Below are 12,944 nucleotides of genomic sequence, written 5' to 3' on the forward strand. Positions count from 1 at the left end.
TCCGAACCTTGTCGCATGCTGTAAAAATTCGCATACCCCAGACACGCCAACGCGGGAGCAAGCTCCCGCGCGGCGACATCCTACCAGTCACCGCTTGATAGCGGTCAACCGGGCGACCAACTTACTTCTGGTCTTTAACTTCTTCGAACTCGGCATCGACAACGTCGTCGTGCTTGGCTTCAGGCTCTGCATGCTGCGCAGCGCCTTCTGCCGGCTGGCCTTGCTCGGCGTACATTTTCTGAGCAACCGGTGCGGAGACTTTCGACAGCTCCTCAACCTTGGCTTCGATGGCAGCCTTGTCGTCGCCTTTGATGGCGGCTTCCAGGGCAACTACAGCCGCTTCGATTGCGGTTTTCTCTTCAGCAGTCACTTTGTCGCCTGCTTCGGAGATCATTTTGCGCGTCGAGTGAACCAGGGCATCACCCTGGTTACGGGCGCCGGCCAGCTCAGCAAACTTGGCATCCGCATCAGCGTTAGCTTCAGCATCACGAATCATCTGTTGAATTTCTTCATCAGACAGACCGGAGTTGGCCTTGATCGTGATCTTCTGCTCTTTGCCAGTGGCCTTGTCTTTGGCGCCTACGTGCAGAATGCCGTTGGCGTCGATGTCGAAGGTCACTTCAATTTGTGGCACGCCACGTGGTGCTGGTGGAATCTCAGCCAGGTCGAACTTGCCCAGAGACTTGTTCTGCGCCGCTTGCTTACGCTCACCTTGCAGCACGTGAATGGTCACAGCGCCCTGGTTGTCGTCGGCAGTCGAGAACACTTGCGATTTCTTGGTAGGAATCGTGGTGTTTTTCTCGATCAGCGCAGTCATCACGCCGCCCATGGTTTCGATACCCAGAGTCAGCGGACTCACGTCCAGCAGCAACACATCTTTCACGTCGCCGGCCAGTACCGCACCTTGGATAGCAGCACCCATGGCAACAGCTTCGTCCGGGTTCACGTCCTTACGGGCTTCTTTGCCAAAGAACTCGGTGACCAGCTTCTGAACCAGTGGCATACGGGTCTGACCGCCAACCAGGATCACGTCGTTGATCGAGCCAACGTCGATACCGGAGTCTTTCAGCGCGATGCGGCAAGGCTCGATGGTGCGTTGAACCAGGTCTTCAACCAGTGCTTCCAGCTTGGAACGCGAGATTTTCACGTTCAAGTGCTTAGGACCGGTGGCGTCTGCAGTGATGTACGGCAGGTTCACGTCGGTCGACTGAGCGGAAGACAGCTCGATCTTGGCTTTCTCAGCGGCTTCTTTCAGACGCTGCATGGCCAGCGGATCACCCTTGAGGTTCATGCCGCTTTCTTTCTTGAATTCGTCAACGAGGTAGTCGATCAGACGAATGTCAAAGTCTTCACCGCCCAGGAAGGTGTCGCCGTTGGTGGCCAACACTTCAAACTGGTGCTCGCCGTCAACTTCTGCGATCTCGATCACGGAGACGTCGAAAGTACCGCCACCCAGGTCGTAAACGATCACAGTGTGGTCGCCCTTGGCCTTGTCCATGCCGTAGGCCAGAGCGGCTGCGGTTGGCTCGTTGATGATACGTTTTACATCCAGGCCCGCGATGCGGCCGGCGTCTTTGGTCGCCTGGCGCTGGCTGTCGTTGAAGTAGGCCGGAACGGTGATCACCGCTTCAGTCACTGCTTCACCGAGGTAGTCTTCGGCGGTTTTCTTCATCTTTTTCAAGATTTCAGCCGAGATTTGCGGCGGCGACATTTTCTGGCCATTTACTTCAACCCAGGCGTCACCGTTGTCAGCCTTGGCGATTTTGTATGGGACCATCTTGATGTCTTTCTGTACGACTTCTTCGTCGAACTTACGACCGATCAGACGCTTCACCGCGTACAGGGTGTTGTGCGGATTGGTCACGGCCTGACGCTTGGCCGACTGACCCACGAGGATTTCACCGTCGTTGGCGTATGCAATGATCGACGGCGTGGTACGCGCGCCTTCGGCGTTTTCGATAACTTTAGCAACGCCGTTTTCCAGCACGGAGACGCAGGAGTTGGTAGTCCCCAGGTCGATACCGATAATTTTGCCCATGATTTACTCTCCCGAAACTTTAATTTGGTTGCCGCAGCAGTGGTGGCCAACTGCGGTAGCACTTAAACGCTTGACTTATAGATGGGGTCGTTACGACTGATTTCAAGCCTGCTCATCAATAGAAGGTGCGATAGGTGCAGGAGCCTTGCTCACCACCACCATCGCCGGGCGCAACAAGCGACCGTTAAGCTGATAACCCTTCTGGAACACTTTCAATACGCTGTTGGGCTCCAGGTCATGGCTTTCCTGCATGGCCATGGCTTGGTGATGCTCTGCATTGAACGGCTCGCCGCCTTGCGGATCGATAGCTTCCAGCTGATAACGCTTCAAGGTGTCCTGGAACATTTTCAGCGTCAGCTCAATCCCTTCGCGCATCGGGCGGATGTTTTCATCGTCCGGATTGGACAGCTCAAGGCCACGTTCCAGGCTGTCAATAATCGGCAGCAAGTCATTGGCGAATTTTTCCAACGCGAATTTGTGAGCCTTCTCGACATCCTGCTCGGCACGGCGGCGGACGTTCTGCAGATCGGCGGCAACACGCAAAGACTGATCCTGCGCAGCAGCCAATTGCTCTTCGAGCACTTGCACACGAGTCGCCAGCTCATCACCGGCAGCCGAATTGGCGTCTGGAGTTTGCGTATCCTGCGTCTGTTCGTCAGCCATAGATTTCTCCTTTCAAAATCATGCGCGAACTCAACTCGCGCTTCTGTTCCGGTATATGGGGCCACAATTTCCAGGTTCAAGAGCGCAGGCGTTACCAAAAGTCTTTCGCCTGCTCTGGATCAATTCCTTCGCACTCATTCCTCATTGAGCTAAAAAACTCCTGCAATCAAGCAAATCGAGCTAAGCATCAGGATTGTCAGCCTCAAACAAAACACTGTATAAATAACCAGACCTAACGCCTCGGAGCGGCCGCCATGCTCGTGCACCTGTCTGTACATAACTACGCCATCGTTGAACATCTGGACCTTGAACTGGATCGCGGGATGAGCGTAATCACAGGCGAAACCGGTGCCGGCAAGTCGATCATGCTCGACGCCCTGGGCCTGACGCTTGGCGACCGCGCCGACAGCGGCGTGGTGCGACCCGGTGCGGACAAGGCCGATATCCTGGCGACCTTCGACCTCGCAGACATTCCGGAAGCCGAAGCCTGGCTGGCCGAGCGCGACCTTAATAATGAAGGCCCGTGCATCCTGCGCCGGGTCATCACAGCAGAAGGCCGCTCGCGCGGCTACATCAACGGCACGCCCTGCCCTCTCGGCGACTTGAAAGCCCTGGGCGAGCTGCTGATCGATATCCACAGCCAGCACGAACACCAATCCCTGCTGAAAACCGATACCCATCGCCGCCTGCTCGATGAGTATGCCGGCGCCACCGACCTGGCCCGGCAGGTACAGCTTGCCGCCCAGCGCTGGCGTCAGACTCGTCAGGAGCTGGAGCGCCTATCCAACTCTGGCGACGAACAGCGCGCTCGCCATCAGTTACTCAGCTATCAGCTTGAAGAACTCGAAAGCCTGGGCCTTGGCGAAACAGAGCTGGAGCAGCTCGAGCAGGAGCACAAGAACCTCACCAATGCCGAAACCCTGCTGGGTATCTGTCGCCAAGTGGTGGAGCAATGCAGCGAGAGTGATTCGGGCAATGTCCTTAACGCATTGACTGCCAGCCTCAATCGACTGTCCAGCGTGAACAACGCGTCCGGTTCGCTGAGTGAAGCCACAACTCTGTTGACCAGCGCACAAATCCAAGTCGAAGAGGCCGTGGGCGAACTGAATCGCTTCCTGGATCACTTCGACGCGGACCCAGCGCGCCTGCAAGAAATCGAAGAACGCCTGGACACTATTTACACCCTGGCCCGCAAACACCGAATCCAGCCAACCGAAGTAGCGACGATGCAGCAGAAGTTGCTGGATGAAATCGAAACCTTGAACGCGAATGACGAATCCATTGAGCGCCTCGGTGACGAGCTCGCCTCCTTTGCTCGCCACTACCATGAGAAAGCTCGCGAATTAAGCGACCTGCGCCAGCAGGCGGCCACAGGCCTGGCCGGAGCGGTAGAACAAGAAATTCAGCGCCTGGGCATGCCAGGCGGGCGCTTCACCATCGAACTGCATGCCAACACCAGCAACGAGCTGCAACCCCACGGCCTGGAACAGGTGGAACTGCTGGTGAGCGCCAACCCCGGTCAGCCGCTCAAGGCGTTGGCAAAAGTGGCGTCAGGCGGCGAGCTGTCGCGAATCAGCCTGGCGATCCAGGTCATTACCGCCCAAACCTCACGGGTACCCACACTGGTATTCGATGAAGTAGACGTGGGTATCGGCGGGCCGACTGCGGAAATTGTTGGCCAGTTGCTGCGCCGCTTGGGCGAACGTGGCCAGGTCTTGACCGTGACCCACTTACCGCAAGTGGCCGCTCAAGGGCATCAGCACCTGTTTGTACACAAAGTACGCGGCAGCGATGCGACGCACACAGCCGTCTCCAAACTCAACAAGTCGGAACGTGTGGAAGAGGTGGCGCGGATGCTTGGCGGGATCGACCTGACCAAAGAGTCTTTGGCCCATGCGAAGAAAATGGTCGTGGCAGCCAAGGCCTAACCCGGTAATTTCTTCTATTTAGAAAGCACGAAGGCGACCCTAGGGTCGCCTTCAATCGTTTTGCAGAGCAAATCTGCGTCGATTTTTACTTTTTCTTACGGATGTACAGCACCAGATTATGGTCCACCAAATCGAAACCATGCTCTTCGGCGATAGCCTTCTGGAGCTTCTCGATTTCCGGACTGGTGAACTCGATAACCTCATTGGTATCAAGGTCAACCATGTGGTCGTGATGACCACCATCAGCCAATTCGAACACCGCATGACCGCCGTCGAAATTATGACGAACCACCAGCCCTGCGGCTTCAAACTGGGTCAGCACACGGTAAACCGTGGCCAGGCCAACGTCCTCGTTAGACTCCATCAGCGCCTTGTAAACATCCTCGGCACTCATGTGGCGCTGCTCAGCAGAATCGAGCATTTGTAGAATCTTGACTCGTGGCAGAGTCACTTTAAGACCGGCTTTGCGTAGTTCGCTATTTTCAACCATGGTTAGCTTTCTCGCGGATGCTGCTTCGCAGCTTCTCTTAATACGGGTATGATCGGCGTTTACGTTGTCCCAGCCAAGATAGTGGAAGTCGCCCACCGATGCAAAACACCAAGCTCTTGCTAACCAGTTTCACCCTTGTGGGACTGCTCGCACTCGCCGGTTGTTCATTCCCCGGGGTTTACAAAATCGACATCCAGCAGGGCAATGTCGTCACGCAGGACATGATAGACCAGTTACGCCCGGGAATGACCCGACGGCAAGTACGGTTTATTATGGGCAACCCCCTGCTGACCGACACTTTTCATGCCGATCGCTGGGATTATCTCTACAGCATCCAGCCTGGTGGCGGTGAACGCCAGCAGGAACGCGTCAGTGTCATCTTTAATGGCAATGACCAGCTCGTCAGCTTGTCCGGTGACTTCATGCCTGGCGTAAGCCGCGATGAAGCCTTGCTGGGCAAGGACAACGGCACCAATGTGACTGCGCCCGCGCAGGAAGCAGAAAAGCCGAAGTCGGAAGTACCGGCCAAACCAGGCTCCTTGCTGGATCAGATCCAGAAGGACGTGGACGGCGTGCAAACCGTTCCAGTCCCGACGCCTCAGCCTCTGGACACCGGCCCGCAGTAAGTTTGCGGCGCTCGATAAAAAGCCCGGCATGCCGGGCTTTTTGTTGCCTGCCCTTTTAGCAGGGTTATGAGTTTTTCTGCCTGGCTATCGCCGCCTTGGCTGCGCGCAGCCTGCGTACTTCCTTGGGGTCTGCCAGCAAGGGCCGGTAAATCTCGATACGGTCACCCGGCTGCACAGCGCGCATATCCGCATCCGCAACTACCTTGCCGAATATGCCCAAGGGGCAATCAGCCAAGACCACTGTTGGAAACTGCACCGCAATACCCGACGCCTGCACCGCAGCCCTCAGGCTTGTGCCCGCCGGCACCGTGACCGCCAATAAGACCTGGCGGTCCTCGGCGGCATACACCACCTCAATCTCAACCATGCAGCTGCTTGGCCCGCTGGCAGAACGCATCCACCAGCGTATTGGCCGCCTGGTTGAACAACGGCCCCAACGTTGCCCGCACAATCGGCCCTGCATAATCAAAGGACAGGTCCAGGCTGATCTTGCAGGCCTTGTCAGTCAGCGCCTTGAACACCCATACCCCATGAAGCTGAGTGAACGGCCCTTCCTGCAAATTCATTTCGATGGATTGCCCAGGGACCAACACATTGCGTGTAACAAAATGCTGGCTAAGGCCGCCCTTCGCCACCCCGACACTGGCAACCATGTGCTCAGCACTGCTCTCCAGCACCTCGGCGGTGTTGCACCATGGCAGGAATTCCGGGTAACGCGCCACGTCGTTGACCAGGTCATAGAGCGCCTGCGCCGGATAAGGCAATAAAGCCGAACGTTGAATATGCGTCGTCATGTGAGCGTTACTTCCACTGCTGAGGCAAACATCGCGAAAGAACAGCCCAATCCGCGAGAGAAAAAAACCAAAGAACTGCCGGTATTGTCCGGGATTCGTCCAACACGCTCAAGCACGCAGGTTGACCGTAGCCGACACGCTCGCAACTCCCTATAATGCCGCCCCTATGGCTAAACAAAAGAAACACCCCACAGGGACCATCGCGCAAAATAAAAAGGCGCGACACGATTACTTCATCGAACATCGGTTCGAGGCTGGTCTGGTCCTGGCCGGCTGGGAAGTAAAAAGTCTGCGCGCCAGCAAGCTGCAACTGGTCGACAGCTACGTATTGCTCAAGGATGGCGAGGCATGGCTGCTCGGCAGTCATATCACCCCGCTGACCACCGCGAGCACCCACGTGATTGCTGACCCGGTGCGCACACGCAAGCTGTTGCTCAACGCCCGCGAACTCGAAAAGCTCGCCGCCGCTGTACAGCAGAAGGGCTATGCCTGCATCTGCCTGTCTTGGTACTGGAGCAAGCACCTGGTCAAGTGCGAGATCGCATTGGGCAAGGGTAAAAAGGAATACGACAAGCGCGATACCGAGCGCGAGCGTGATTCCAATCGTGAGCTGCATCGCGCCGTTCGCAACAAGGGCAAGGAAGAATAATCCTTGTGACGATGTAGCCCTGGGTGACTCACCCGGGCTACAGGCCTTTACGTCGCTCCGCCCGCGCCACGCGCTGGACCTCCTGACGCACCTCCTCCAACACCTCCTGCACATACAGCAGATGGCGTGTTGAAACCTCACGCGCCTGCTCGGCCCGCCCTTCGATAATCGCCAGGTACAAATCCCGGTGCTGACTGATCAACATGTCGCGGGTTTCCGTGCGCTGCTGATACATACCACCGATATTGGTCACCACATTGCGCTTGAGCAGATCGAACAAACCGCGAATGGTGTGCAGCAACACCGCATTATGGCTCGCCTCGGCGATAGCCAAATGAAACCTCGCATCCGCCGCACCCTCCTCCACCCGGCTCACCTCATCAACGCGCGTATAGCAATCCTGTAACGCCTCAAACGCTGCGGTCAGTCGCTCACGATCCACCTCGGTGGCGCGCTGCGCGGCGTAATAAGCACACGACGCTTCAAGCGTCTGGCGAAACTCGAGCAAATCCCGCTGAGCCTCGGGATTATTTTCCAGCAGGTGCAGCAACGGGTCGCTGAACGTCGACCCTAGGGAGTCCGCCACATAGTTGCCGCCGCCCTGGCGACTGACCAGCAACCCCTTGGCCGCCAGCTTCTGGATCGCCTCGCGCAACGACGGGCGCGACACGCCAAATTGCTCAGCCAAAGCGCGCTCGGCCGGCAAGCGCTCGCCTGACTTCAACGTGCCCTCGAGGATCATGCCCTCAAGCTGCTCGACGATATCGTCAGACAAACGGCGCTGACGCACCTGATCAAACCCCATAACTCACTCTCCACAATCCCGACCACTCGCCGGGCCCTCTATTCTGGCCTATCGCCGCGCTTGCGGCACCTATCAGAACGCCCTCGATTCACCCGAGCAGAACCTCTGCACCGCACCGTTACGACCAAAGTTTCGCGAGCGGCAAATTGACACACCCCATCCCAGGCTTTTACTCTAGCCAACAGCAACTGTAAATTGGTATTACCAATTATCCAAGCTGACCTAACAACAACAATCAGGGGCCACCCCATATGCAAACCTGGCAACAGCTCTACAGCCCGCTCGGCAGCCTCGGCCTGTCCGCATTGGCCGCCGTTATTCCAATCGTATTTTTCTTCCTCGCCCTGGCCGTGTTTCGCCTCAAAGGCCACGTCGCCGGGAGCATCACCTTGGGGCTGTCGGTCCTGGTGGCTATCTTTGCCTTCCAGATGCCCGTGGACATGGCACTGGCCGCCGCTGGTTATGGCTTTGCCTACGGCCTGTGGCCTATCGCGTGGATCATCGTCGCAGCCGTGTTTCTCTACAAACTGACGGTCAAGAGCGGCCAGTTCGAGATCATCCGCAGCTCAGTTCTGTCGATTACCGACGACCAGCGCCTGCAAGTGCTGCTGATCGGCTTTTGCTTCGGCGCCTTCCTCGAAGGCGCGGCCGGTTTCGGCGCACCAGTGGCGATCACCGCCGCACTGCTGGTCGGCCTGGGTTTCAACCCGCTGTACGCCGCCGGCCTGTGCCTGATCGCTAACACGGCGCCGGTGGCCTTCGGCGCGCTAGGCATTCCAATCATCGTCGCAGGCCAGGTCACCGGCATTGACGCATTCAAGATCGGCGCCATGACCGGCCGCCAGCTGCCCCTGCTGTCGCTGTTCGTGCCGTTCTGGCTGGTGTTTATGATGGACGGCCTGCGTGGCGTTCGTGAAACCTGGCCGGCAGCCTTGGTGGCAGGCCTGAGCTTTGCCGTCACCCAATATTTCACCTCCAACTTCATCGGCCCGGAGCTGCCGGACATCACTTCCGCGCTGGCCAGCCTGGTAGCCCTGACGTTGTTCCTGAAAGTTTGGCAGCCCAAGCGCACCGCGGGCGCGCAGATTGCCGGCGCGACATCCAGCGCCGCGGTTACCGCCAGTGTCGGCGGCTTCGGCCAACCACGCCAAACGGTCGCTTCGCCCTACAGCCTAGGGCAGATTTTCAAAGCCTGGTCGCCGTTCCTGATCCTGACCGTCCTGGTCACCATTTGGACCCTCAAACCTTTCAAGGCAATGTTCGCGGCGGGCGGTTCGATGTACAGCTGGGTTTTCAACTTCGCGATCCCGCACCTGGACCAGTTGGTAATCAAGGTCGCCCCGATCGTCACCGCCCCAACGGCGATTCCAGCCGTGTTCAAACTGGACCCCATTTCAGCTACCGGCACGGCGATTTTCTTCTCCGCACTCGTGTCGATGCTGGTACTCAAGATCGACGTAAAAACTGGTCTTACCACTTTAAAAGAGACCTTCTACGAACTGCGCTGGCCAATCCTCTCAATTGGTATGGTGCTGGCGTTTGCTTTCGTCACCAACTACTCCGGCATGTCCTCGACCATGGCGCTGGTGCTGGCCGGAACCGGTGCGGCATTCCCGTTCTTCTCGCCATTCCTTGGCTGGCTGGGCGTTTTCCTGACAGGCTCCGACACATCGTCCAACGCCCTGTTCAGCTCGCTGCAAGCCACCACTGCCCACCAGATCGGCGTCAACGACGTGCTGTTGGTCGCCGCCAATACCAGCGGCGGCGTGACCGGCAAGATGATTTCGCCGCAGTCGATCGCCGTCGCCTGCGCCGCCACCGGCCTGGTGGGCAAGGAATCCGATCTGTTCCGCTTTACCCTCAAGCACAGCCTGTTTTTTGCCACCATTGTCGGGCTGATCACGCTGGCGCAGGCCTACTGGTTCACCGGTATGCTGGTGCACTGAAACCTGCACGTAATAGGGTAAGAATCGGCGCCGGACACTCATGCCGGCGTCAGCTATTTCTGGAGGACCGATGAGCCTGCCTGCTGCTTTTCTGAGCGACGCCGCACAACTGATCCCGAAAGATCGTCGCTTCGACGATCCACTTTCCACGCTAGCCTTCGGCACCGACGCCAGTTTTTACCGACTGATCCCACAGCTGGTGATCCGCGTGGAGTCGGAAGACGAAGTAGTCGCACTGCTGCAATTGGCTCAGCGTGATCGCGTACCCGTCACCTTCCGCGCGGCGGGCACCAGTCTGTCAGGCCAAGCCATCAGCGACTCGGTGCTGATCGTGCTGGGTGACAACTGGAACGGTCGCGAGATTCGTGGACAAGGCACACAGATCCGCCTGCAACCCGGCGTGATTGGCGCGCAGGCCAATGCGTGGCTTGCGCCGTTCGGACGCAAGATTGGCCCGGACCCCGCGTCGATCAATGCCTGCAAAATTGGCGGCATCGTCGCCAACAATGCCAGCGGCATGTGCTGCGGTACGGCGCAGAATACTTATCACACCCTGGCTGGCATCCGGCTGGTACTGGCCGATGGCAGCCGCCTGGATACCGAAGATGCAGCCAGCGTCGCGGCCTTTCGTAACCAACATGGCGCGCTGTTGGAACGCCTGGCGACGATGGGACGTGAGACGCGGGCAAACGCTGAGTTGGCGGCCAAAATCCGCCACAAATACCGTCTGAAAAATACCACCGGCCTGTCACTCAATGCCTTGGTGGATTTCGACGAGCCACTGGATATCCTCAGCCACTTGCTGGTGGGTTCCGAAGGCACCCTGGGTTTTATCAGCGCGGTGACTTACAACACGGTGATCGATCACCCGAACAAAGCTTCGGCGCTGATCGTGTTCCCGGATGTCGAAACCTGCTGCAACGCGGTGACGGTGCTGAAAACCCAGCCGGTCTCGGCCGTCGAATTGCTGGACCGGCGCAGCATGCGTTCGGTACAGGACAAACCGGGCATGCCCGCTTTCGTACAGCAGTTATCGGAAAACGCCTGTGCGCTGCTGATCGAATCCCGCGCCGCGTCGCCGTCATTGCTGCACGAGCAACTGTCGCTGATCATGGCGTCCCTGGCACCTTTCCCTGTGGAAAAACAGGTCGACTTCACCGAAGACCCGGTTGAGAACGCACGGCTGTGGGCCATCCGCAAAGACACCTTCCCCGCCGTCGGTGCTGTACGTAAAACCGGCACCACCGTAATCATCGAAGACGTGACCTTCCCGGTCGAGCAGCTGGCCATCGGCGTGAACCGCTTGATCGAGTTGTTCGACAAACATCACTACGACGAAGCCATCCTTTTCGGACATGCCCTGGAAGGTAATCTGCACTTTGTGTTCACCCAAGGCTTCAACAGCACTGAAGAAATCGCACGTTATAAAGCGTTCATGGACGACGTTGCGCAACTGGTAGCAGTCGAGTTCGGTGGCTCGCTGAAAGCCGAACACGGTACTGGCCGCAATATGGCCCCGTTCGTTGAACTGGAATGGGGCAGCGATGCGTATCAATTGATGTGGCAGCTCAAACGCTTGCTCGACCCCAACGGCATTCTCAACCCCGACGTGGTGCTCAGCGAAGACCCGCACATTCACCTTAAACACCTCAAGCCATTGCCTGCGGCCGACGAGATTGTGGATAAGTGCATCGAGTGCGGGTTCTGCGAGCCGGTATGCCCCTCGAAGGGCCTGACCTTGAGCCCGCGCCAGCGCATTGTGATCTGGCGCGATATCCAGGCGAAAAAGCGCGCGGGTGCAGACACCACCGAGTTGGAAGCGGCTTACCACTACCAGGGCATCGACACCTGCGCCGCCACCGGGTTATGCGCTCAACGCTGCCCTGTAGGCATCAATACCGGCGACCTGGTGAAAAAGCTGCGCGCCCGTGACGCCGACAGTCAGAAAACCGCCGAATGGCTCGCCAGCCATTTCGCCACGGCACTGCAAGGTGCGCGTTTTACCCTGCATGTCGCCAATGGCGCGCGCATGCTCTTGGGCGCGCCGCGTCTGGCCAAACTGTCAGCCAGAGTAACCAAGCTGTCCAAGGGGCAAATCCCGCAGTGGAGCAGCGCCATGCCACAGCCGGAAAAAGCCATTCGTTTCAGTCCGGCCGTGACGGATGAGCGGCCGCGCGTGGTCTACCTGGCAGCCTGCGTCTCACGCGCCATGGGCCCAGCGGCTGGCGATAAAGAGCAGATGTCGCTGTACGACAAGACCCGTGGGCTGCTGGAAAAAGCCGGTTACCAAGTAGTCTTCCCCGATAATCAGGACAGCCTGTGCTGCGGCCAGCCATTCGCCTCCAAAGGCTATGCCGAACAGGCTGAGCACAAACGTCAGGAACTGATCGGCGCCCTGCTCCACGCCAGCCGCGGCGGCCTCGACCCGGTCTATTGCGACACCAGCCCCTGCACCCTGCGCCTGGTACAAGACCTGGGCGAAACACGCCTGGACTTCTACGACCCGGTGCGTTTTATCCGCACCCACCTGATGGACCGTCTAGACTTCACCCCGCAGGAGGCGCCCATCGCTGTGCACGTCACCTGCAGCACTCAGCACCTGGGCGAGAGCCAGGCGTTGATTGATCTCGCGCGACGCTGCTCAAAAAACGTGGTGATCCCGGAAGGCATCCATTGCTGCGGTTTTGCCGGCGACAAAGGCTTTACCACGCCCGAGCTCAACGCCCACTCACTGCGGTCGCTCAAGGACGCCGTGCAACATTGCAGCGAAGGCATTTCCACCAGCCGCACCTGCGAGATCGGCCTGAGCCAGCATGGAGGCATTGATTATCACGGGTTGGTGTACCTGGTGGACCGGGTAACGCAAGCTCGAGTGCATTAAATAGCCACTAAACCGAACGCCTGTGCGTCTGCGTAGTCATTTGAATAGGCCTCGGCGTACGAGGCTTAACAGTGATGTCGCTGGCCGCCTCTGAACGCCAGCAGCGTCGAGCCCTTTTTCGCAA

11 protein-coding genes are annotated in these 12,944 nt (G+C 58.2%); 5 read left to right on the forward strand and 6 right to left on the reverse strand.

From position 1 onward, the window contains the following. Positions 1 to 121: 121 nt before the first annotated feature. The gene (gene dnaK / locus AACW30_RS27360) at positions 122 to 2,038 is read right to left on the reverse strand and encodes a molecular chaperone DnaK (protein ID WP_106579264.1); all 1,917 of its coding nucleotides are present in this window, start codon (positions 2,036 to 2,038) and stop codon (positions 122 to 124) included. A gap of 102 nt (positions 2,039 to 2,140) precedes the next feature. Next, a complete protein-coding gene (grpE, locus tag AACW30_RS27365; RefSeq protein WP_200623886.1) occupies positions 2,141 to 2,701 on the reverse strand; it encodes a nucleotide exchange factor GrpE in 561 nt (186 codons plus the stop codon). Positions 2,702 to 2,955: 254 nt separating this feature from the next. On the opposite strand from grpE, the gene recN reads away from it, so the two are divergent. Then, positions 2,956 to 4,629, forward strand: a complete 1,674-nt coding sequence (gene recN, locus AACW30_RS27370; protein ID WP_119741040.1) for a DNA repair protein RecN — start codon at positions 2,956 to 2,958, stop codon at positions 4,627 to 4,629. A gap of 85 nt (positions 4,630 to 4,714) precedes the next feature. Here the strand turns inward: recN and fur are convergent, their stop codons facing one another. Next, positions 4,715 to 5,119 carry a ferric iron uptake transcriptional regulator gene (fur, locus tag AACW30_RS27375; protein WP_024077449.1) on the reverse strand — a complete coding sequence of 135 codons (405 nt, stop codon included), beginning with the start codon at positions 5,117 to 5,119 and terminating at the stop codon, positions 4,715 to 4,717. A gap of 98 nt (positions 5,120 to 5,217) precedes the next feature. Here fur and AACW30_RS27380 point away from each other — a divergent pair, with 98 nt between their 5' ends. Further along, positions 5,218 to 5,745 carry an outer membrane protein assembly factor BamE gene (locus AACW30_RS27380; protein WP_106579266.1) on the forward strand — a complete coding sequence of 176 codons (528 nt, stop codon included), beginning with the start codon at positions 5,218 to 5,220 and terminating at the stop codon, positions 5,743 to 5,745. Positions 5,746 to 5,809: 64 nt separating this feature from the next. Here the strand turns inward: AACW30_RS27380 and AACW30_RS27385 are convergent, their stop codons facing one another. Beyond that, positions 5,810 to 6,112 (reverse strand): RnfH family protein, encoded by a 303-nt coding sequence (locus AACW30_RS27385; protein ID WP_106579267.1) that lies wholly within the window; start codon positions 6,110 to 6,112, stop codon positions 5,810 to 5,812. Beyond that, complete coding sequence (locus tag AACW30_RS27390; protein ID WP_200623887.1) at positions 6,105 to 6,539, reverse strand: type II toxin-antitoxin system RatA family toxin; 435 nt, start codon at positions 6,537 to 6,539, stop codon at positions 6,105 to 6,107. The genes AACW30_RS27385 and AACW30_RS27390 overlap by 8 nt, the downstream gene beginning before the upstream one ends. Before the next feature lie 166 nt (positions 6,540 to 6,705). Here AACW30_RS27390 and smpB point away from each other — a divergent pair, with 166 nt between their 5' ends. Beyond that, entirely contained in the window at positions 6,706 to 7,188 is a 483-nt protein-coding gene (gene smpB, locus AACW30_RS27395) for an SsrA-binding protein SmpB (protein WP_003176160.1), read from the forward strand. Positions 7,189 to 7,225: 37 nt separating this feature from the next. Here the strand turns inward: smpB and AACW30_RS27400 are convergent, their stop codons facing one another. After that, positions 7,226 to 7,993 (reverse strand): FCD domain-containing protein, encoded by a 768-nt coding sequence (locus tag AACW30_RS27400; RefSeq protein ID WP_106579269.1) that lies wholly within the window; start codon positions 7,991 to 7,993, stop codon positions 7,226 to 7,228. A gap of 251 nt (positions 7,994 to 8,244) precedes the next feature. Between AACW30_RS27400 and AACW30_RS27405 the strand changes: the two genes are divergently transcribed. Both AACW30_RS27405 and AACW30_RS27410 read left to right on the forward strand, forming a co-directional pair. Then, positions 8,245 to 9,939, forward strand: a complete 1,695-nt coding sequence (locus tag AACW30_RS27405; RefSeq protein ID WP_200623888.1) for a lactate permease LctP family transporter — start codon at positions 8,245 to 8,247, stop codon at positions 9,937 to 9,939. Positions 9,940 to 10,009: 70 nt separating this feature from the next. Continuing rightward, positions 10,010 to 12,820, forward strand: coding sequence for an FAD-binding and (Fe-S)-binding domain-containing protein (locus AACW30_RS27410; RefSeq protein WP_200623889.1), 2,811 nt, complete (start codon positions 10,010 to 10,012; stop codon positions 12,818 to 12,820). The last annotated feature ends 124 nt before the right edge of the window (positions 12,821 to 12,944 follow it).

This window comes from Pseudomonas sp. MF6747 (assembly GCF_963890955.1).
GTDB lineage: Bacteria > Pseudomonadota > Gammaproteobacteria > Pseudomonadales > Pseudomonadaceae > Aquipseudomonas.